Below are 18,945 nucleotides of genomic sequence, written 5' to 3'. Positions count from 1 at the left end.
CGTCGTGGACTGGCCGCCCTCGCGCTCTTCGCGAGGGTCCTGATCAGGGTGGTCGCAACAGCCGCCGTCATGGTCTCCCAGCGGAGGACGTCCAGGAGGTCCCGGCGCTTCCTGACCGTTCACCCCCTCTGGGCCCGCCTGACCTGCCCCCTGACCCGAGGTGCGACCCGTCCCGATCACCGTTGGTCCTGCGGGATCGACGAGCTGTACGTCCTCGGGGTCCGCGGTGACTGCATCCTCGACCGTGACCGACCCTCGGTCACGTGGCGTCGAGCCCGCGACGAGTCAGAGGCCTGACCGGCGGCGGCCGGTCGTCAGGGGCCCTCACCGAGGCGGGTCCGGTCGGGCTGGGGCTCGGGTGCGGCTGCTGCGCTGCCGATGCGTCACGGTGGGTCGGGCGGCCGCTCCGAGGTGGCGTCGGACGTCCGGAGCCGTCGGGTGCGCTGCAGGCGTCGCAGGCCGGTCGTGCCAGGCGCCGCCGCGGCGTGCACGAAGAGCCAGGCCAGCTCGGCGGCGTACTCCTCGCACTCCGGACCGGTCCGGCCCTGCAGGTTGGAGGGGACGCCGTGCATGGCGGCCCAGAGGGTATCGGCGAAGACGGCCGGGTCCCCGGCGCGGAACTCCCCCTCCGCTCGACCCTCGGCCATGAAGGCCCTGAGCTCCTCGATGCCGGAGCGTCGCTGCTCGGCGACGAGCCGCTGCACGGCAGGGGAAGCCGCGGCAGCACGGACCTCCTGCAGTGCCTTCACCTCGAGCGGGCACGCCGCGCAGTGGCGGACGTAGCCCGACACGATCCGGTGCAGCGCCTCGACGTAGCTGGCTGCCTCGCCCGAGCCTGCCATCGCACGGTCCAGGCGCTGCTCGACCGTGCGCAGGACCTCGATGATCAGCTCGTCCTTGGCTGAGAAGTGGTAGCTGATCAGCCCAGGGCTGATCGACGCCCGCTTCGCGATCCGGACGAAGGACGCCCGCGCGTACCCCTCCTCCGCGATCGTCGCGATGGCGGCCTCGACGATCTGCGCCCGGCGCGCCGCCTCCACGAAGGACCGCTGTGGACCGTCCCCACCATTTCCTGGTTGCACAACGAGGATCCTAGACGCTTGACTAAGGCATGATCTCGGAGGGCGCGGACCGGCGGATCGGTCGACGGCTGCTGGCCGGCATGCTGGGGCTGGCGCTGGTGGTCGGCGGTGGTGTCACCGTCTACGCGCTCACGCTGTACCCGGCGGGCGAGGCGCACCGCGGTTCGCTGGCGCTGCGGGGCGGCACGGTGCTGACCGGCGCCGACCTGCAGCCACTCGAGGGCGCCACCGTCCTCATCACCGACGGCGTGGTCACCGCCGTCGGCCCCGACGCCGAGGTCGAGCTGCCGGCCGGCGCCGACGTGGTGAACGTGACCGGTCACACCGTCCTGCCCGGGCTCATCGACCTCCACGTGCACCTGGGGTCGCCCGAGCTCGCGGCCGACGAGCAGATGGCATGGTGGCGCTGGCCGGAACTGGTCGCGGACTCGGTCCGCTTCGTCCCGGGGACCCGCCGGGCCCTGCTCGAGTCCGGCGTCACCTCGGTGCGCAGTCTCGGCGACGACCACGCGTGGGTCATCCAGATGCGCTCGATGCTGCGCGACGGCGAGCTCGAGGGGCCCCGGCTGTTCGCTGCCGGGCCGCTGTTCACGACGCGGAACGGCCACCCGGTGGCCACCCTCGGCGCCGAGCCCGGCTCCGACGCCGTCCGGCTCCCCGAGTCGACGGAGGAGGCCCAGCGGATGGTGCGCGCGCTCGCCGCGGGACCGACACCGGTGGACCTGATCAAGGTGGTGCAGGAGCGCGGGTCGGAGGACCGCCCCCTCACGCCGCTCGCCCCGGCCGTGCTGCGGGCCGTCGTCGAAGAGGCGCACGCACACGGCCTGCCCGTGGTGGCGCACTGGGGCTCCCTGGCCGACCTGGAAGACGTCCTCGCCGCCGGCGTCGACGGGCTGGAGCACCTCGAGGCCCGCGAGCTGCTCGACGGCTGGCCGGACGGATCCTTGACGGCCCTCATCGACCGGGGGGTCGCTCTGGACCCCACCCTGGCGGTCACCGAGGTGGCCTTGCCCCAGGAGCCGCACCGGGCGCTGCGGCAGCGGGCGGCGGAGTACGCGGCCGCAGGAGGCACGCTCGTGGCCGGCAGCGACGCGGGCATGCCAGGAGTGCCGTTCGGTGGCGGTCTGCACCGCGAGCTGGAGCTGCTGGTCGAGGCGGGCCTGTCACCGCAGGAGGCGCTGCAGGCAGCGACCGTGCGAGCCGCCGCCGTCCTCCGCACGGACCGCGTCGGGGTCGTCGCCCCGGGACGCGCCGCCGACCTCCTCGTGGTGGACGGCGCCCCTCACCGCGACATCAGCGCGATCCGGCGGGTCGCGCTCGTGCTCAGAGACGGGCGCACCGTGGCCGACCACCGCGCCGAACCCGCGAGTTGACCGCCGACGGGCGCCTACCACCGGCGACGCGCCCGGCACGGATCCGCGCCAGCACCGGAGCGGAGAGACGAGGACTCGACGTGCAGAAGATCCTCGAGACGTCGGGCGTCGTCCTCGCGGTCCTGGGCGGGTCGACGGTCGTAGGCCGGCGAGCGCCGCTCCAGGGCCGTCGATGCGGTCGTTGTGTCACATGGCAGCAGTGAGGGCCAGCACGCGTCCCGTCCGCTGACCGATCCCCTACGGGGCACCAGCGGTTGGCGGCCCGCTCCCTCCGAACGTCGCCGTAGCGGGTTCGGCCTCCGGACGCCAGCCCATGAGGACGGCGGATGGCGGGATGCCGGTCCAGTCGCAGGAGGACGGCGGACCGAGCGATGAATCCTGGGACCCCGTCGGGTCGGTGCTGAGGAAGCCGGATCGTCCTGAGGAGGGCATCGTGAGACAGGAGGGCATCGTGAGACTCGACCGAGCAACTGTGTTCCTGCCCATCGAGGACCGTTCGGTATCGCACGCCTTCTACACCGCCCTCGGGTTCGTGGCAGTGGGTGAGCCGGGTGACGACGGCCTTCCCGAGCCCCTGCAGCTCGACATCAGCGTCGGACTGCGTGTGCTGCTGATCCCAGCGGTCGGCTTCGGCTGGGTCATCGGTCGCCGGCGACGATCGCCCCGGAGTGCTCATGAGTGTCTCGTCGTGATCGGGCTGACCACCGATGCCGAGGTCGACGAGCTGATGCGTCGCGCACAGGAAGCCGGCGCCGAGATGGTCTTCGCATCCGGAGCCCGGACTTGGGGCCCCGTCTCGGTGGGCGACGACCACGCGGAGCCGCAGAGCCCAGATGCCTACGCCGGCGCGTTCGCCGATCCCGACGGCCACATGTGGCAGGTCACCCGCACCGACGAGGTCCTGATCCGATGAGCCAGGCGCGGACCCGTTCTCCGCTGCGATTGCAGCGGGCGCAGCACCGGCGACGAGATCGGCGCGGTCCGTCGAACGGCGGAGCCATCGAGAAGCCAGCCGCGCCATGAAGCTGACCACTCCCACGTTCGTCTCGGCCGCCGGGGTGATGCAGGGGGTCGGCGCGCCGGACGGGGACCGCAGCAGCGGATTCGAGCGCGGCGGATGGACCACCCCACAGTTCGACCGCGAGATGCCTGCGCGGCCGCCCGATCGACGCGGCCGCCCCGAGCCGAGGAGGAGCCCCATGGCCATCCGCACCGCCCGTACCGCCTGGAACGGCACCCTGCAGGAGGGGTCCGGCCAGGTCGAGCTCAGCAGCTCCGAGGTCGGCACGTTCGACGTCTCCTTCCCCAGGCGCACGGCCGAGGACGCCGGCGGCACCACGAGCCCCGAGGAACTGATCGCGGCGGCCCACTCGTCGTGCTTCTCCATGGCGCTCTCCTACGAGATCGCCAGCGCCGGCGGCACGCCCCGGTCGCTGGAGGTCTCCGCCGACGTGACCCTCGGTCAGAAGGACGGCGCGCCGACCATCACGAAGATCGCGCTGAGCGTCCATGGCGAGGTCGAGGGCCTCGACGCCGCGGGGTTCGAGCAGGCCGCTCTGGCCGCCAAGGCCGGTTGCGCGGTCAGCCGCGCGCTCGCCGGGGTCGACGAGATCACCCTCGACGCCATCCTGGAGAGCTGAGAGAGGTCCCCGCCTCATGAGGACGGGTGCGGAAAGCGCGATGGTCCCCGTCCCGGTGGGCAGCGTGGTGCTGACGGACCGACGGTCGCGGCGCAGCTGGGCGGTCGAGGTCGCGGCGCACCAGATGTCCGCTCTTCCGGTGACCCAGGCGCAGTACGCGCAGGTCACCGGGGAATGGCCGAGCACCGCGCGTGGCGACCGGCTGCCGGTGGAGGGGGTTTCGTGGTGGGACGCGGTGCGGTTCTGCCATGCGCTGTCCCGACAGGAGCAGCTGGTCCCCGCCTACCGGCTCGATCCCGACGGCGAGGGCATCGAATGGGACGCGTCCGCCGATGGCTACCGGCTTCCTACTGAGGCCGAGTGGGAGCACGCCTGCCGCGCCGGGACCGGCGCCGCGCGGTATGGGGAGCTCGACGACGTCGCGTGGTACCGCGGCAACTCGGGGGGACGACTGCACCCGGTGGGCGGCAAGCGGCCCAACGCCTGGGGGTTGTTCGACATGCTGGGCAACGTCTGGGAGTGGTGCTGGGACGTCTACGACGCCGAGACATACGGCACCTACCGAGTGCTCCGCGGCGGTGGCTGGTTCGACGAGCACTGGAGCTGTCGGGCCTCGGTACGGCGCAGAAGTCATCCCACCTTCCGGATCGACGACGTCGGCTTCCGCGTCGCCCGATCGGTTCCCCATTGACCAGCAGCGGACCTCCGCCCCTCTGCGGCGGACGCGTCCGCGTCGATCGGGTCTTCGCGGAGGGGCAGCCGCACCGCACGCACTGGAGCTTCGACGACGCAGGACCACCGAGCCGCCGGGCACGCCGACCAGGCACCGACGATGGCCCCACTGGCGGCTCACGACCTCCGCTGCCCATGACCCAGGCTCCTGACGACGCCCGCACGAGGTTCGGCTCACGGCACACCCGGCCGTGCCGGTAGCCGGTCGTCGCACGGGCCGTCCGCGGACGGGGTGCCGTAGTTCGTGTGCCGTGAGCGGACCGGCTCGCGCCACAATCAGCCGTGGACATGCTCAGCGTGCTCGCCCAGGAGACGGCCCAGGTGGAGCGGCTGGTGCGCGACGCCGACCTGACCGCGCCTGTCGCCTCCTGCCCGGGCTGGACCGTGTACGACCTCGTCATCCACCTGGGTGCCGTTCACCGTTGGGCGGCTGCGGCGACGCGCACGCCGCGTGACGGACGAGTGCCGGACCCGGAAGAACCGCAGGGCCTTGACGACACAGTCCTGGCTCGTTGGTACGCCTCGAGCGCTGCCGAACTCGTCGAGGCACTGTCCATCGACCCGGACCGATCCTGCTGGACTCTCGCTGAACCGCGCAGCGTCGGATTCTGGCGTCGGCGCCAGCTTCACGAGACTGCCGTGCACCGCTGGGACCTCGAGCAGGCGCTGGGCCGGCCGGCCCTGATCGACGCCGAGGTCGCGCTCGACGGCATAGACGAGGTGCTCACCGTGATGCTGCCGCGGCAAGTGCGTCTCCGGCGCGTGAAGGAGTCGTCGCGCTGGGTTCGTCTGCGGGTCGGCGGGCAGCATCGGGTGCTCGCTTCGTCCGCCAGTCGCGACCCTCAGCCGGTCGCCACCGTCGCAGCCGACGCCGCCACCGTCCTGCTGCTCCTGTGGGGCCGGCTCGGCCTTGACAGCGTGTCGGTTGACGGCGACCGAGGGGCCCTCGAGGAAGTCCTGCGTGGTGCGCTGACGCCTTGATGCACGCGTCGGCCCGATCACCGCGCAGGCCCTCGGCCCACGACCGGCCGCCCATCCCCGTACTCCGACTGCCGTGCCCTCGGTAGACCCCGCAGGCGCCGACCCGGCCCACCAAGCCGACAGACCCGCGGGTGGCCGGCGTGCGGACGAAGGCGTTGGTGCTCGCCGGGCCGAACGAGCAGGCCGGCTCACAGCCCATGACACTGCCGTGCCGATGACGGCTCAGGGATGCCTCGTGGTCGACAGCTCCGTCGAGGTTCCGGATCACCAGGGTTCGCCGTCGCGCCAGTCGCAGGCGAGGTCCCCGCCGGCGGTCAGTGACGCGCTGCCCGGCAGGACGTAGATGCCGCCCTCTTCGTCCTCGGAACGCTCCACGCCGTGCGGGGTGACCACCGAGACGGTGCCGGTCCACACCTTCCAGCCGCGCGCGGCGTAGAAGGCGCCGGCCATGCCGCTCGTGCTGAGGGCCCCGAGCACGTACCCCTGGCGGATGACGCGCTCCAGCGTCCCCATCAGGAGGTCGCCGTGCCCGCGGCGGCGCCGGTCAGCGCGTACCGCGACGGCCTCGACGTAGCCGGTGCGCAAGGCCCGCCCGTCGTGCAGGAGGCGGCGCATCACGACCGCCCCGTGCCCGATGAGCTCCTGGCCCTCCCAGAGCAGGGCGTGCACGCCGCCCAGCGCGTGCTCGTGGTCCTCCTCGGTGTACGCCTCGTCCGCGGGGAACGCCCCGTCCAAGAGCACGCGGACCGCCAGCAGGTCCTCCGGGGTCAGGTCCGCGGTGTGCGCGACACGCAGCTCGGTCCAGCCGCCGTCGTGGCCCTCGGCGGCGCTCACCGGGTGCCATCGCTGGGGGTGGAGGTGCCGCGCTGCAGCTCCTCGGCCAGCAGTTCCATCAGCAGCCCGTCGTGCCAGCCCCCGCGCCGGACGTCGCGCTCGTAGCGCCGCATGATCCCGACGGGGCGGAATCCGACCGAGGCGTAGCACCGGATCGCCGCCGGCATCGCCAGTCCGTGATCGTGTGGCCCGTGGGAGGTTCCTCGAACGGACGGGTGCGGTCGCCGGCTCGACGTCGTCTCACCAGTTGCGCACCTCGCGTGCCCAGGCCGCCAGCCCCCGGGCAAACCCCTCCCGGTCACGGGGAGCGAGCCCGTCGAGCACCTTGAGCAGAGGCACCGCGCGCTGGGCGACGAAGCTGCGAACGACGTCCCGATGGGCCTCGGCGAGATCGACCAGAGTGCGACGGCGGTTGCCCGGGTCCTCCTGGCGCTCGACCAGCCCGGCCCGGCTGAGTTCGCCGACGAGTTCACTCGCCGTCGACAACGAGACGTTCAAGCGCCGGGCGAGATCGGTGACGCTGATGGACCGGCCTGCCGAGAGCTGGGCCAGCACCGCCCCATGGCGGGCCGTCAGCCCGTGAGCGGCGAACAGCATCGCGAGCTCGTCCGGCATCTCGCTCGGGGCCCGACGGAAGTACGCCTCCAACAGCGGCACGACCCCCAACACCTCCAGGTCCCGTGGCTGAGGCACCCCTGGAACCCCGTGGTCCTTGTCACTCACTCCGTGGATCCATATATTTGCCTTTCCGAAGTGTTGGGGTATCCCAACCTTGAGTGCCTTCGGTGGAGGAAGCCGTGACCATGGCCCACCCGCGACCGGAGTTCATCTCGCCGCTGCCGCACGAATACCTCTACATCGGGCTGACCGTCGACCCTCCCGCGCATGTCCCGGTGGTGCGCCGCAGCGCCCGACGCGATCGAGTCCTCGACCGGTGTCGCGCCCTGGTCGAGGAGGTCGAGCGGATCGAGGGAGTCGCCGACGCGAGGGTGTTCGAGACGGTGCTCGTCCCACCGGTACCCGGCGTGCCACGGTTCGACGTCACGCTGCTCGTGCGGGCTACCACGCCCGACGTACTGACACAGGTGCGTCGCGCGGACCTGTGGTCGCAGCTGGAACCCGACCTCGTCATCACCGCCCGCAACACCCGGCGGATCGGTGACACCGAGCGGACGCGGTCGGCGACCTTCCTGTTCAACCACTTCACCGCCGCCGACACCACCACCGCGGTGACCACCTGGGAGACCCTCGCCGGCTGGTACACCGCCAAGATCGGCGTGGACAACTCCACGCTCCTCCAGCCCACCGGCGCCAGCCCGTACGCGCTCATCAACTACGTCCGCCTCCCCGGCAGCAGCGCACACTTCATGCTCAACCAGCTGAGCCGCCCGAGCTTCCACCGCCACGTCCGACGCACCCTCGCCAACAGCGGCATGATCGCGCTGCCCCTGCTGTGCAGGCCTGCGTAGCCCGCGCTACGGGTCCGGGCGGCGCTCGCGTGCGGGTGCATCCGGACGAGGATCACGAGGGTCATCAGGGTCCGACCCGTGCGACCGTCGTGGTCCCGGGCCGGAGGCGAGCCCGACGTCGCCTTCCGCAGCGGATCCCGCTGTGGTCGGAGGCGTGCTGCTCGATGGCCCGGTCACCTCGGCCGATCGCCCGAACCGCTGCCGAACCGCTGCCCGACAGCACGAGTCCTGCGCCGTCGTGCGACGGAGCTGCACCACGACGGTGGCGCCAGCAGGAGGCCGGATGGCGCCGTGACGCGTGCCGTCCGGCCTCCTGGCGCCTCCGGGCCGAGGACGCCCTCAGCCGAGGGAGCCGAGGAGCTCGCGGCAGGCGTTCTCGCAGCGCCGGCACGCCTCGGCGCAGACGCGGCAGTGCTCGTGCATGGAGGCGTGGCCGTCGCACTCGTCACCGCACGCCCGGCAGGCCGTGGCGCAGGCCTCGAGGACCGCCCGGGTCAGGTTGGCGTCGTAGCCGGTGTGCCGGGAGAGCACCCGGCCGGTGGTCCCGCAGACGTCGGCGCAGTCGAGGTTGGTGCGGATGCACGTCCGCAGCTGGTCGACCATCTCCTCGCTGAGGCAGGCGTCGGCGCAGGCGGTGCACGCCTGCGCGCACTCGTAGCAGGCCTCGATGCAGGCGACGAGCTTCTGCCTGTCGATGCCGCCGAGGTCGGCCGGGTAGGTGTCGAGCATCTGGCTGGCAACGGTCACGGTCGGTCCTCCGTCGTGGGCGTCCTGGCCCCGAGCGGTACCCACGCCGCACCGTTCCCGCGCACGGGTTCCCGGCGGGTCGCCAGGAACCCGTGCCTCAGGCCTGGCCCTCCCCGGGCGGGGAGCTGAACCGGGCGCTGAGCCCGTCTCCCTGGTCCCCACCCTCCCCGGGCAGCGGCGCCTCGTCCTCGGCCGCGCGCACGACGGCGTCGTCGGCGATGTCGTCGTCCTCACGGCCGGTCGGGGCGTCGCGTTCGAGCTCCTCGAGCACCCGCCGCTCGTCCTCGGTCAGGTCGCCGGCGCCGAGGTGCTCCCCCGGCTCGCCGGCATCCGACCCGCTGGCCATCGCCGAGTCGGGGTCGAGGTCGTCCGGGCTGGTCATCGTCGCCTCCTCGGGCGTGTGCCCGTCAGCGCGGGAAGTTGGGTTCGAGACGCGGCACGATCTGCATCTCCGGCACGAAGGCCGCCGGGTGCAGCGTCACCAGGTAGCGCACCATCTCCGCGACCGCCGACGGCGGCATCATCAGGTGGGCCGGGATGCCCCACTGCTCCATCATCGGCGTGTCCATGGCCGCGGGGATGACCGCCTGCACGCGGCACGGGAAGGGTCGCTCCACGCCGTCCTCGCCCGTGACGGCCTTCTCGCGCAGCTCCCGCTGGATGCACCTGGTCGCGTTGAGGAAGCCGGCCTTGGAGCCGTTGTAGGCGATCGCGCCGCTGCCGGAGGTGATCGCCGAGAGGCTCACGATGTGCACCACGTCGGCGGTGCGGTCCTCGGGCAGGTGCTGCACCCGCTTCACGAACTCGCTGGTCAGGAAGACCGGCCCCTCGCAGTTGACGGCCTGCACCCGCTGGTAGTCCGCTAGGTCGATGTCGGTGACGTAGCCGGGACGGTCGATGCCGGCGACGTTGGCCAGGATGTCGAAGGCGTCGCCGTGGGCGTCGAAGAGCGCAGCGACGACCGCGCGGCGGCTGGCGTCGTCGGTCACGTCGAGCGCGACGACCTCCGCGGACCCACCGGCGTCGGCCACCAGCTCCGCCGTGCCCTTGGCGCCCCCCTCGTCGATGTCGGCGATGGCCACGTGCGCGCCGGCCTCGGCCAGTGCCACGCAGGTGGCCCGGCCCAGTCCGCTCGCCCCGCCCGTGACCAGGGCCACCCGCCCCTGCAACGCCCTGCTGTCGGCCATCCGCTCCTCCGTCTGCCGGTCGTGCTGTCGCCGACCAGCCTGGTGGATGCCGCCGCCCGCCGCAGGTCGGACGATCACACGGTGGTGGCGCTCCCGGACGCCGTCCGCACGCCACCCAGGCCCGTCCCCCACACGTCGGCCAGGGTCACCGTCTGCAGCCCGCGCTCGGCGATCAACTCCACCAGCTCGTCGTAGACCTGGGTGATGGTGGGTTGGTTGGCGTGGCCGACCACGACGGCCTGCGCGGTGAACCACCGGTCGGCGGCGTCCACCAGCTCGGCGGGTGTGAGCAGCCGGTTGTCCTCCAGCGTGCTGTTCCACATGACCACCGTCGGGTGCCCGAGGTCGGCGCTGATCCGCAGGACCCGCTCGTCGTGCGCCCCGAACGGCGGGCGCATGAACGGCGTGCGGATGCCGAAGGTGCTCTCGATCCAGTCCCGGTTGCGGCCGATCTCCTCGGCCACCTGGTCGTCTGAGAGCGTGGTCAGGTCCAGGTGCGACCAGGTGTGGTTGCCCATGGCGACCTGTCCGGAGTCGATGAGCGGCTGCAGCACCTCGCCGTTCTCCTCCCAGGAGGAGTAGCGGCCGTTGGGGAAGAAGGTCAGTCGGACGCCGCTGTCCCGGGCGAACCGGCACAGCGACCCGACGACCTCCGAACTGGTGCCGTCGTCGATGGTCAGGGCCAGCGACGTGCCGTCCCCGGGCAGCTGGTCGACGACTCCGACGGGCGCGGGCAGCACGCCGGGCAGCAGTGGCGGCGCCACCGGCTCGGCGGCCGCGGCGGTGCTCACCGGCGCCCGTGCCGGGTCGACGAGGCCGACCGTGCCACGACCGACGGCCGTGCCGGCCACCCCCGCGGCGAGGAAGAGGAGGAACCGACGGCGCTCCATGCGGCGGACGCTAGGGAGGGACACCGGCGCGTCCGCGCAGCGACACGAGGCCCCCGGGTGGCTGGCACCGCCCGTGCCTCGACGGTCACCGGGCGTGCCCAGCGGCTCGTCGTGAGCGTCGTCGGCGGCACTGTCCACGCCTGCCCGCGTCCGGCTAGCGTCGCCCGCATGGACGTCGGGTGGGACGACTCGCGCCAGGCGTTCGCCGACGCCGCGCGGTGGTTCGTCGGGACGGCCGCCCTGGTCGACGACCGGTGGTCCCGGCCCGCCCTGGGCGAGTGGGACGTCCGCGCCCTGGTGGGCCACACGAGCCGCTCGCTCCTGACGGTCGAGGCCTACCTGGCCCGTCCCGCCACGGCCGTCGAGGTCCCCTCGGCCGGCGACTACTTCCGGGCGACGCGAGCGGCGGCCGCCGACCCGGCTGTCGCGGCGCGCGGACGGGACGCCGGGGCCGCCCTGGGCAGCGATCCGGCCGCCGCCGTGGCGCAGATCGCCGGGCGCGTGCTGCCGCTGGTCGAGGCCAGGGACGGCACGGAGCTCCTGACGACGATCGCGGGCGGCATGCGGCTGGCGGACTACCTGCCCACGCGGACGTTCGAGCTGGCGGTCCACACCGCGGACCTCGCCACCGCGCTGGGGGCGCCGCTGGACCTCCCGGCTGCAGCGGCGGCGCAGGCCCTGCGGCTGGCCGCCGACCTCGCCGTCTCCGACGGCCTCGCCGGACGGGTCCTCCTCGCCGTCACCGGCCGCGCCGCACTCCCCGCGGGCTTCTCGGTGCTCTGAGACCCGGGTCAGCCGACCGGGACCAGGCCCGCCTCCTCGATGAGACGGGCCTGCTCGCGGCACCACGGCGACCAGGCGTCGCCGTCCTGGGACTCCTGGCGCGCGCGGAAGGCCGCCCAGCCCAGCAGCTCCCACTCGCCGACCTCGCCCGGGTCCGGCGCCGGCGTGCCGGCGAAGCGGCCCAGGTAGACCGGGCAGATCTCGTTCTCCACGACACCGCGGAACTCCGCGCGGTACCGGTAACCGGGCAGCGCGGGGCGCAGCTCGTCGACCTGCAGGCCCAGCTCGAAGGCGGCGCGGCGGGCGATCGCGGCGGCGTCGTCCTCGCCGGGGCCGGGGTGTCCGCAGACGGTGTTGGTCCACATGCCCGGGAAGGTCTGCTTGCCCTCCGCGCGACGGGTGACCAGCAGCCGGCCGGCCTCGTCGAAGAGGTACGCGGAGAAGGCCCGGTGCAGCGGCGTCTCCCCGTGGTGCACCAGCGGCTTGGGCATGGTGCCGATCGCCGTCCCGTCGTCGTCGAGCAGGACGATGAGCTCCTCCGGGGCCGTCACCCTGTCCATTGTCGTCCTACCGGACTCCCACCGCGGCCGGGAGCCGTGCCGACCGCCGCTGAGCCATTCCGCGGCACTTCCCAGTGAGCCTCCGAGCGCGCCCGGTGGCGGCGCGACGTGACCACGCGCCGGAGCCCGGATAAACCGGCCAGTCGGTCGCATTATGGATCCGTGACGGGGCCACGACTCATCCGGGACGGCGACGTCCTCGAGGTCCGTGCGCGCCGGACCGGACTGCGGACGACGGTGACGCTGCTGCGCGACGGTGAGCTCGCCGGAGAGGCGACCGGTCTCCTCAAGGTGCTGATGCCCCTGCCCGGGGCTCCGGAGCCGGCGCCGACCGTGCTCGTCCTCACCCCGGCCCCCGGGGTGGTGGCACGCGCCCTGCTCCCCGTCCCACGGCCGTCCGAGGAGGGGGACCCCGGTGGCGACAGCGCCGGCGAGGACCCGCCGGACCCGGCGCGGCGGGTTGCCGACCTCGCCGATGCGCAGCGCCACGCGTTCGACCCGGCACCGGGCACGTTCGCGGCGCGGCTGCGGGAAGTGGAGGAACGGCGCCCGCGGCTGTGGGCGTCCCGCCACGTCGTCCTGGCCGTGGGCAAGGTGGCAGCCACGGTGCTCGGTCTCGCCGTCCTCCTCCAGGCGCTCGTCCGCCCGCTGCTCGAGTGGCTGACCGGCCTGCTCCCACGCGTCGACCTGCCGTCCATCCCCTGGCCGGACGTCGACCTGCCCGCGATCCCCTGGCCCGACGTCGACCTCCCGGACCTCTCGATCCCCGGCTGGCTGCAGGCCGTGTTCAACACCGCGAAGTACTGGGGGCCGGTGCTGGTGGCGGTCGCCGTGGCCGCCCACGAGGTCCGCAAGAAGCGCCGCGAGTCCCCCATCCGCGTCGACGGCGGGACAGGAGGTGGGACGCCTGGCGCGCACGGTTGACCCCGAGCGGTACTCCGAGCGCCGGACGGCCATCGTCGGGGCGGCGCTGGAGCTGTTCGCCACGCGCGGCCTGGCGCGGACCACGACGGCCGAGATCGCGCGGGCGGCGGGCATCTCCACCGGAGCGCTGTTCCACTACTTCCCGTCCAAGCGGGCGGTCTTCCTGGCCCTCTTCGAGGCCGACCGGGCGGAGTGGGACGACGCGTTCGCGACCGCGCGGGCCCAGGAGGACCCCTGGGCCGCGCTCATGGGCGTCGTCGAGCGGCTCGCGGCGGAGGCGGCCCACCCGCTGGTCGCCGGGCTCATCGTGGAGATCCTCGCGCAGGCGCACCGCGACCCCGAGGTCGCCGACCTGGTGGCCGACGGCGACCGGCGGATGATGCGCGGGATCGCCGACCTGGTCGATCGGCTGCGCGAGGACGGGCTGGCCGATCCCGGCATGCCCTCGGCCACCGCGGCCCGGTGGGTGCTGACCCTCACCGACGGCTTCCACACCCGCGGCTACCCCGAGCCCGACCGCGACCGGGCGGCCGAGCTGGCGACGGCGGAGCTGCTCATCGCCCGCGCGCTGCGCTACGGCGGAACCCAGCCGACGGCCTGAGGAGGGGCGACCGACTGGCGCCGGCCGGCCCGGCCGGGCACCGTGCCGGGGGTGGACGGCTTCACGCGCGACGGTCTGGTCTTCGACGTCCGGGACGGCGGCCCTGCGGACGGCGCCCCCGTCGTCCTGCTGCACGGCTTCCCGCAGGACGCCACCGCCTTCACCGCCATCGCCGACCGGCTGCAGGGCGCGGGTCTGCGCACCCTGGCCCCCGACCAGCGCGGCTACTCCCCCGGCGCCCGGCCGTCGGGGCGCGCGGCCTACCGGCTGCGGGAGCTGACCGCTGACGTCCTGGCGCTGCTCGACGCCGCCGAGCTGGGCAGCGCGCACGTCGTCGGGCACGACTGGGGCGGCCTCGTGGCGTGGGCGCTGGGCGCCTGGCACCCGGAGCGGGTGCGCACGCTGACCGCGATCTCGGTGCCGCACCCGGCGGCGATGGCCCGCGCCATGGTCACCAGCGACCAGGCACTGCGCTCGTGGTACATGGGGCTGTTCCAGCTCCCGCTGCTGCCCGAGCGGCTGCTGCTGGCCGGGGACGGCGCGGCGCTGCGCCGGATGCTGCTGATCAGCGGCCTGTCGCCCGAGCTGTCCGAGCACTACGTGCGGCGCATGCAGGAACCCGGCGCACTCAGCGCGGCCCTGGCCTGGTACCGCGCGCTGCCGCTGGACGCCCGAGACCCCGTCGGCACGGTGCGCGTGCCGACGCTGCACCTGTGGAGCACCCGCGACGTCGCCCTCGGCCGCACCGCCACCGAGCAGAGCCGGCGGTTCGTCGACGCCCCCTACCGGCTCGAGGTGCTCGAGGGCCTGACCCACTTCATCCCCGAGCTGGCGCCCGAGCGGGTCGCCGAGCTGGTCGCCGAGCACGTCCGCGCGCACGGCTGACGATCGCTCCGGCGGTCATCTCCGCCGTCGTCCTCCCGCGCGTGGTGCCGAACGGCGCACCGGCTGCTGCTCACCGGAGAGGTGTTCGAGGCCCCGCAGGCGCTGGCCGGCGGGCTCGTGGACCTCGTCGTCCCCGCCGAGGACCTCGACGTCTGCGTCGCCGCGCAGGTCGAGGCCCTCGGCAAGGGTGCGCCGCTGGCCCCGGCCAGGACCGAGCGGCTGCGCGCAGCACGGACCGGGCCACCGGCCGAGCGGTTCCCGCCTCTGCCGGACCTGTCCGCGCGTCCGCTCGCCGGCGAGGAGGGCCAGGAGGGCCAGGAGGGCCAGGAGGGCATCGCCGCCTTCCGCGACGAGCGACCCGCCCGCTGGGTGCCCGCGAGGCCCGTCCCCGTCGTCATCGGCTCAGCCGCAGGCGGCGTGCGGACGGGAGTCCGATGTCACGGCCCGCCCTGCAGGTCGATGGCCCGTGGCCGGCCCCTCGGTCCCGGCGGCCTGCCGATCGTGCCGCTCACGGCGCCGGGCTCGGTGCCTGGTCGGAGAGAACGGCCTCGCGCGTCGGCTGCTCCCCATCCCTGCCGGCGCTCGCCTTGGCGCGCTGCCGCCACGTCGACAGCGCCCGCTCGGTGTAGCCGTTGGGTTCCCGGCGTCCGGAGAAGACCAGATCCAGCGCGGCCTGGAAGGACGGGCTGGCGTCGAGGTCGGCGCACATCGGCTGGTAGCCCGGCTCGTCGGCGTTCTGCTCGTCGACCACGGCGGCCATCCGGGCGAAGGTCTCCCTGACCTGGGTCTCGTCGACCAGCCCGTGGTGCAGCCAGTTCGCGATCTGCTGGCTGGAGATCCGCAGCGTCGCGCGGTCCTCCATCAGGCCCACGCCCTCCAGGTTGGGCACGGTCGAACAGCCGATGCCCAGCCCGACCCAGCGCACGACGTAACCGAGGATGGACTGGGCGTTCGTCTCCAGCTCGTGCCGCTTGTCCTCGTCGGACAGCCCGGCGCCCCCCTCGGGCAGGACCGGGGGCACGAGCAGGCCGCGCCGGTCGGCGAGGGGACGCTGCTTGACCTCCTCCTGGACCGCGAGCACGTCGGTCTCGAGGTAGTGCAGCGCGTGCAGCGTGGCCGCGGTCGGCGAGGGGACCCAGGCGGTGTTCGCCCCGGCCCTCGGGTGGCCGCCCTTGGTGTCGAGCATCTCCCGCATCGCCGCGGGCTTGGCCCACATGCCCTTGCCGATCTGCGCTTGCCCGGCGAAGCCCGCGCGGAGGGCCACGTCGACGTTGCGGTCCTCGTAGGTCTTCAGCCAGGTCTGCGACCGCTGGTCGTCCTTGCGGACGACCGGGCCGGCCTCGAAGTCGGTGTGGATCTCGTCGCCGGTGCGGTCGAGGAAGCCGGTGTTGACGAAGATGACCCGCTCGGCTGCCCGGGCGATGCAGGTCTCGAGGTTGGTCGAGGTCCGCTTCTCCTCGTCCATGATGCCGATCTTGAGGGTCGTCGGCTCCAGGCCCAGCGCCTCCTCGACCGCCGTGAGGAGCTCCACCGACAGGGACACCTCGTCGGGGCCGTGCATCTTGGGCTTGACGATGTAGACGCTGCCGGTCCGGGTGTTGGAGTACCGACCCCGGCCGCGCAGCTCGTGCACCGCGGCCGTCGCCGACACGAGGGCGTCGAGGACCTCTTCGAGGATCGGCTCACCGTCGGCGGTCCGGACGGCGTCCAGGCGCATGTGGTGCCCCACGTTGCGGACCAGCAGCAGGGAGCGGCCGGGCAGGGTGAGCTCGTTCCCGTCGGTGCCGACGTAGCTGCGGTCGCCGTTCACCTCGCGCGTCACGGTGCGCCCGCCCTTGCCGAACGAGGCGGTCAGCTCACCGGTCCGCAGCCCGAGCCAGGTCCGGTAGGCGCCCACCTTGTCCGGGCCGTCCACCGTGGCGACCGAGTCCTCCAGGTCGACGATGGTGGTCACCGCGGACTCCAGCACCGCGTCGGACACCCCCGCGTGGTGCTGGCCACCCACCCGGGTCGACGGGTCGATCGTCAGCTCCAGGTGCAGCCCGTTCCGGCGCAGCAGCACCGCGCCCGGCCGGTCGCCGTCGCCGGGCCGGTGGCCGGCGAACTGCGCCGGGTCGGCCAGACCGGTCGTCCCGGACGCCGTCTCGACGGCCAGCTCGCCGGCGGACGGCACCCGGTAGGCGGTCGCGTCGGCGTGGCTGCCGTCCGCGAGCGGGAAGTAGAGGTCCAGCAGGCGGTCGGCCTCGGCGATGACCTGCGCGCCGCGGCGCTCGTCGTAGCCGCGCTCCAGCTCGTGGTCCAGTGGCAGCGCGTCGGTGCCGTAGAGCGCGTCGTAGAGCGAGCCCCAGCGGGCGTTGGCCGCGTTCAGCGCGTACCGCGGGACGGTGGCCGGCACGACCAGCTGCGGACCGGGCACCTCGGCGATCTCCCGGTCCACGCGGTCCACCCGGACGCTCGGCTCCTCGACGGGCACCAGGTAGCCGATCTCGGTGAGGAACGCCTCCAGCTCCTCGACGTCGCCCACCCCGTGCTCGCGGTGCCACCCGTCGATCTGCTCCTGCAGCTCGTCGCGGCGGCGCAGCAGTGCCTCGACCCGGCCGGCGAAGCGATCGTTGAGCTCGGCGACGATCGCCCAGAAGCGTGCTGGTTCGAGGTCCAGACCGGCGACGAGCTCGTCGGCCACGAAGTCGCGCAGTGCGGGGTCCACCTGCAGCCCACCGGTCCCGGTCCCGTCGTTCACGTTCTCCATGCCCGTCTCCCTCTCCCCGGGACTGCTGTCCCGTTCCCGACTGTCCTGCGTCTGAGTGGCGCGGACGGTGTCCCCATCCGAATACCGGCGGCTGCTGCTGGCAACTCCCGGTTCGGTGGTCCGAGCGTCGAGCCGCGGCGACCTCCGGCGCACGCCGTCACCGCCGCGCCTCCCCTGCACCCGCACCACTCCGACCAATGCGCCGCGAGTGGGGCCTCGCGTCGCCCATGGGTCTACCGCAGTCCGGCCGGCGCGGCATCGTCGGGTGCCGCCTTCGCACATCCCACCCGCGGGCACCCCGGTCTGGTCGCGCCGCACGTGGTCGACCATGACGGTCTCCACCCGGCAGTGGCCCGCGCCGGCCAGCGCGGCGCGCGCCGGTGCAGGGTGTGTCGTCTCCCCATGCGCCGCGTCTGTTGCCCGAGCCGGTCCCGACCTCCCCGCCACCCCCTTGTATCGCCCTCTGCAGCGCCCTACCGTGTAACCGGTAAATGAATAGCTTGTCCGTTTATTGGGCACCGAGCCTCTGGAGACCCGTCCATGGCAGCCAAGCCCTTCGCCTCCTCCGCCGACCTGGGCGTCAAGGAGCAGACCCTCGAGGTGCTCGCCGACGGCGTCTACGCCCTGACCGCGGAGGGCGACCCCAACCTGGGCGCTGTCGAGGGCGAGGACTTCCTCGTCTGCTTCGAGGCCCTCGCCACCCCCGTGGCCGCCCGCCGCTGGCTGGCCAAGCTGCGCGAGCACACCGACAAGCCGGTCCGCTACCTGGTGCTGTCCCACTACCACGCCGTCCGCGTGCTGGGCGCGAGCGCCTTCGACGCCGAGGTGATCGTCAGCAGCGAGCAGACCAAGCACCTCATCGAGGAGCGCGGCCAGCAGGACTGGGAGAGCGAGTACGGCCGGATGCCCCGGCTGTTCGAGGAGCCGGAGTCCATCCCCGGCCTGACGTGGCCGACCATGACCTTCCGCGACAAGCTGACCGTCGAGCTCGGCGGCGACCGCGGCGAGCTGGTCCTGGAGTTCCTCGGCCGCGGGCACACCGAGGGCGACATCGTCGCCTGGCTGCCCGAGCAGGAGATCCTCTTCGCCGGCGACCTCGTCGAGTCCCAGGCCGCGCTCTACACCGGCGACGCGTTCCACTTCGACTGGGCCGCCGGCACCCTCGACCGGGTCAAGGCCCTCGGCGCACAGCAGCTCATCGGCGGCCGCGGGAAGATCGCGCGCGGCCGCGACGAGGTCGACGCCGCCATCGAGCAGACCCGCGACTTCCTGCTCACCATGCAGCGCACCGTCGGCGAGGTGCACCGCGCCGGCGGCACCCTCAAGCAGGCCTTCGAGGCCACCCACGCCGCGCTCGCCCCGAAGTACGGGCGCTGGCCGATCTTCGAGCACTGCCTGCCCTTCGACGTCTCCCGGCTGTGGGACGAGTTCTCCGGCACCGAGCGCCCCGTCATCTGGACCGCCGAGCGCGACCGCGCCGTGTGGGACCAGCTGCAGGGCTGACCGGC

The 18,945-nt window shown here is 73.4% G+C and carries 21 protein-coding genes; 11 read left to right on the top strand and 10 right to left on the bottom strand.

The features are described from left to right. Positions 1-383: 383 nt before the first annotated feature. A complete protein-coding gene (locus ACWIX3_RS10645) occupies positions 384-1,040 on the bottom strand; it encodes a TetR/AcrR family transcriptional regulator (RefSeq protein WP_448612043.1) in 657 nt (218 codons plus the stop codon). A gap of 71 nt (positions 1,041-1,111) precedes the next feature. Here ACWIX3_RS10645 and ACWIX3_RS10640 point away from each other — a divergent pair, with 71 nt between their 5' ends. The 5 genes from ACWIX3_RS10640 (at position 1,112) to ACWIX3_RS10620 (ending at position 5,808) form a co-directional block, all read left to right on the top strand. Then, positions 1,112-2,455: an amidohydrolase family protein gene (locus ACWIX3_RS10640; RefSeq protein ID WP_448612042.1), complete on the top strand. Its 1,344-nt coding sequence runs from the start codon at positions 1,112-1,114 to the stop codon at positions 2,453-2,455. Positions 2,456-2,906: 451 nt separating this feature from the next. Beyond that, the gene (locus ACWIX3_RS10635; RefSeq protein ID WP_448612041.1) at positions 2,907-3,368 is read left to right on the top strand and encodes a VOC family protein; all 462 of its coding nucleotides are present in this window, start codon (positions 2,907-2,909) and stop codon (positions 3,366-3,368) included. 286 nt (positions 3,369-3,654) lie between these two features. Then, positions 3,655-4,095, top strand: a complete 441-nt coding sequence (locus tag ACWIX3_RS10630; RefSeq protein WP_448612040.1) for an OsmC family peroxiredoxin — start codon at positions 3,655-3,657, stop codon at positions 4,093-4,095. A 40-nt stretch (positions 4,096-4,135) separates the two neighbouring features. Further along, positions 4,136-4,786: a formylglycine-generating enzyme family protein gene (locus tag ACWIX3_RS10625; protein ID WP_448612039.1), complete on the top strand. Its 651-nt coding sequence runs from the start codon at positions 4,136-4,138 to the stop codon at positions 4,784-4,786. Between the two features lie 329 nt (positions 4,787-5,115). After that, positions 5,116-5,808, top strand: a complete 693-nt coding sequence (locus ACWIX3_RS10620; RefSeq protein ID WP_448612456.1) for a maleylpyruvate isomerase family mycothiol-dependent enzyme — start codon at positions 5,116-5,118, stop codon at positions 5,806-5,808. 264 nt (positions 5,809-6,072) lie between these two features. Here ACWIX3_RS10620 and ACWIX3_RS10615 read toward each other — a convergent pair whose 3' ends face one another. The 3 genes from ACWIX3_RS10615 to ACWIX3_RS10605 all read right to left on the bottom strand — a co-directional run bounded on the left by ACWIX3_RS10615 (position 6,073) and on the right by ACWIX3_RS10605 (position 7,299). Then, a complete protein-coding gene (locus ACWIX3_RS10615) occupies positions 6,073-6,642 on the bottom strand; it encodes a GNAT family N-acetyltransferase (protein ID WP_448612038.1) in 570 nt (189 codons plus the stop codon). Continuing rightward, on the bottom strand, positions 6,639-6,809 hold the full coding sequence (locus tag ACWIX3_RS10610; protein WP_448612518.1) for a hypothetical protein: 171 nt from the start codon (positions 6,807-6,809) through the stop codon (positions 6,639-6,641). Before ACWIX3_RS10610 ends, ACWIX3_RS10615 begins: the two co-directional genes overlap by 4 nt. Before the next feature lie 73 nt (positions 6,810-6,882). Further along, positions 6,883-7,299, bottom strand: a complete 417-nt coding sequence (locus tag ACWIX3_RS10605) for a MarR family winged helix-turn-helix transcriptional regulator (protein WP_448612037.1) — start codon at positions 7,297-7,299, stop codon at positions 6,883-6,885. Between the two features lie 140 nt (positions 7,300-7,439). Between ACWIX3_RS10605 and ACWIX3_RS10600 the strand changes: the two genes are divergently transcribed. After that, positions 7,440-8,111 carry a hypothetical protein gene (locus tag ACWIX3_RS10600; RefSeq protein ID WP_448612036.1) on the top strand — a complete coding sequence of 224 codons (672 nt, stop codon included), beginning with the start codon at positions 7,440-7,442 and terminating at the stop codon, positions 8,109-8,111. Positions 8,112-8,450: 339 nt separating this feature from the next. On the opposite strand, the gene ACWIX3_RS10595 is transcribed toward ACWIX3_RS10600, so the two are convergent. The 4 genes from ACWIX3_RS10595 to ACWIX3_RS10580 all read right to left on the bottom strand — a co-directional run bounded on the left by ACWIX3_RS10595 (position 8,451) and on the right by ACWIX3_RS10580 (position 10,935). Further along, positions 8,451-8,858, bottom strand: a complete 408-nt coding sequence (locus tag ACWIX3_RS10595) for a four-helix bundle copper-binding protein (RefSeq protein ID WP_448612035.1) — start codon at positions 8,856-8,858, stop codon at positions 8,451-8,453. 97 nt (positions 8,859-8,955) lie between these two features. After that, complete coding sequence (locus ACWIX3_RS10590) at positions 8,956-9,240, bottom strand: hypothetical protein (protein WP_448612034.1); 285 nt, start codon at positions 9,238-9,240, stop codon at positions 8,956-8,958. Positions 9,241-9,265: 25 nt separating this feature from the next. Next, entirely contained in the window at positions 9,266-10,045 is a 780-nt protein-coding gene (locus ACWIX3_RS10585; RefSeq protein ID WP_448612033.1) for an SDR family NAD(P)-dependent oxidoreductase, read from the bottom strand. A 74-nt stretch (positions 10,046-10,119) separates the two neighbouring features. After that, positions 10,120-10,935 carry a polysaccharide deacetylase family protein gene (locus tag ACWIX3_RS10580; RefSeq protein WP_448612032.1) on the bottom strand — a complete coding sequence of 272 codons (816 nt, stop codon included), beginning with the start codon at positions 10,933-10,935 and terminating at the stop codon, positions 10,120-10,122. 168 nt (positions 10,936-11,103) lie between these two features. Between ACWIX3_RS10580 and ACWIX3_RS10575 the strand changes: the two genes are divergently transcribed. After that, positions 11,104-11,718 carry a maleylpyruvate isomerase family mycothiol-dependent enzyme gene (locus tag ACWIX3_RS10575; protein WP_448612031.1) on the top strand — a complete coding sequence of 205 codons (615 nt, stop codon included), beginning with the start codon at positions 11,104-11,106 and terminating at the stop codon, positions 11,716-11,718. An 8-nt stretch (positions 11,719-11,726) separates the two neighbouring features. Here ACWIX3_RS10575 and idi read toward each other — a convergent pair whose 3' ends face one another. After that, positions 11,727-12,278, bottom strand: a complete 552-nt coding sequence (idi, locus tag ACWIX3_RS10570) for an isopentenyl-diphosphate Delta-isomerase (RefSeq protein WP_448612030.1) — start codon at positions 12,276-12,278, stop codon at positions 11,727-11,729. A gap of 162 nt (positions 12,279-12,440) precedes the next feature. Between idi and ACWIX3_RS10565 the strand changes: the two genes are divergently transcribed. Genes ACWIX3_RS10565 through ACWIX3_RS10555 form a run of 3 tightly spaced genes read left to right on the top strand, consistent with a single transcriptional unit; the run spans position 12,441 to position 14,688 of the window. Next, positions 12,441-13,202 carry a hypothetical protein gene (locus tag ACWIX3_RS10565; RefSeq protein WP_448612029.1) on the top strand — a complete coding sequence of 254 codons (762 nt, stop codon included), beginning with the start codon at positions 12,441-12,443 and terminating at the stop codon, positions 13,200-13,202. Next, positions 13,177-13,803, top strand: a complete 627-nt coding sequence (locus tag ACWIX3_RS10560; protein WP_448612028.1) for a TetR/AcrR family transcriptional regulator — start codon at positions 13,177-13,179, stop codon at positions 13,801-13,803. The genes ACWIX3_RS10565 and ACWIX3_RS10560 overlap by 26 nt, the downstream gene beginning before the upstream one ends. 51 nt (positions 13,804-13,854) lie before the next feature. After that, positions 13,855-14,688, top strand: a complete 834-nt coding sequence (locus tag ACWIX3_RS10555) for an alpha/beta fold hydrolase (protein ID WP_448612027.1) — start codon at positions 13,855-13,857, stop codon at positions 14,686-14,688. 508 nt (positions 14,689-15,196) lie between these two features. Here the strand turns inward: ACWIX3_RS10555 and ACWIX3_RS10550 are convergent. Then, entirely contained in the window at positions 15,197-17,437 is a 2,241-nt protein-coding gene (locus ACWIX3_RS10550; protein ID WP_448612026.1) for a malate synthase G, read from the bottom strand. Between the two features lie 540 nt (positions 17,438-17,977). Here ACWIX3_RS10550 and ACWIX3_RS10545 point away from each other — a divergent pair. Next, on the top strand, positions 17,978-18,940 hold the full coding sequence (locus ACWIX3_RS10545) for an MBL fold metallo-hydrolase (RefSeq protein ID WP_448612025.1): 963 nt from the start codon (positions 17,978-17,980) through the stop codon (positions 18,938-18,940). Positions 18,941-18,945: the final 5 nt, after the last annotated feature.

Source organism: Geodermatophilus sp. URMC 60 (assembly GCF_053502585.1).
Note: the sequence above shows the minus strand (reverse complement) of the source record. Positions and strands in the feature narration are given on the sequence as shown.

Coding starts and splice junctions, on each gene's coding strand:
- ACWIX3_RS10630 (WP_448612040.1), top strand. CDS start 3,655: ATGGCCATCCGCACCGCCCGTACCGCCTGGAACGGCACCCTGCAGGAG.
- ACWIX3_RS10575 (WP_448612031.1), top strand. CDS start 11,104: ATGGACGTCGGGTGGGACGACTCGCGCCAGGCGTTCGCCGACGCCGCG.
- ACWIX3_RS10590 (WP_448612034.1), bottom strand. CDS start 9,240: ATGACCAGCCCGGACGACCTCGACCCCGACTCGGCGATGGCCAGCGGG.
- ACWIX3_RS10545 (WP_448612025.1), top strand. CDS start 17,978: ATGGCAGCCAAGCCCTTCGCCTCCTCCGCCGACCTGGGCGTCAAGGAG.
- ACWIX3_RS10580 (WP_448612032.1), bottom strand. CDS start 10,935: ATGGAGCGCCGTCGGTTCCTCCTCTTCCTCGCCGCGGGGGTGGCCGGC.
- ACWIX3_RS10585 (WP_448612033.1), bottom strand. CDS start 10,045: ATGGCCGACAGCAGGGCGTTGCAGGGGCGGGTGGCCCTGGTCACGGGC.
- ACWIX3_RS10625 (WP_448612039.1), top strand. CDS start 4,136: ATGGTCCCCGTCCCGGTGGGCAGCGTGGTGCTGACGGACCGACGGTCG.
- ACWIX3_RS10610 (WP_448612518.1), bottom strand. CDS start 6,809: ATGCCGGCGGCGATCCGGTGCTACGCCTCGGTCGGATTCCGCCCCGTC.
- ACWIX3_RS10620 (WP_448612456.1), top strand. CDS start 5,116: ATGCTCAGCGTGCTCGCCCAGGAGACGGCCCAGGTGGAGCGGCTGGTG.
- ACWIX3_RS10550 (WP_448612026.1), bottom strand. CDS start 17,437: ATGGAGAACGTGAACGACGGGACCGGGACCGGTGGGCTGCAGGTGGAC.
- ACWIX3_RS10640 (WP_448612042.1), top strand. CDS start 1,112: ATGATCTCGGAGGGCGCGGACCGGCGGATCGGTCGACGGCTGCTGGCC.
- idi (WP_448612030.1), bottom strand. CDS start 12,278: ATGGACAGGGTGACGGCCCCGGAGGAGCTCATCGTCCTGCTCGACGAC.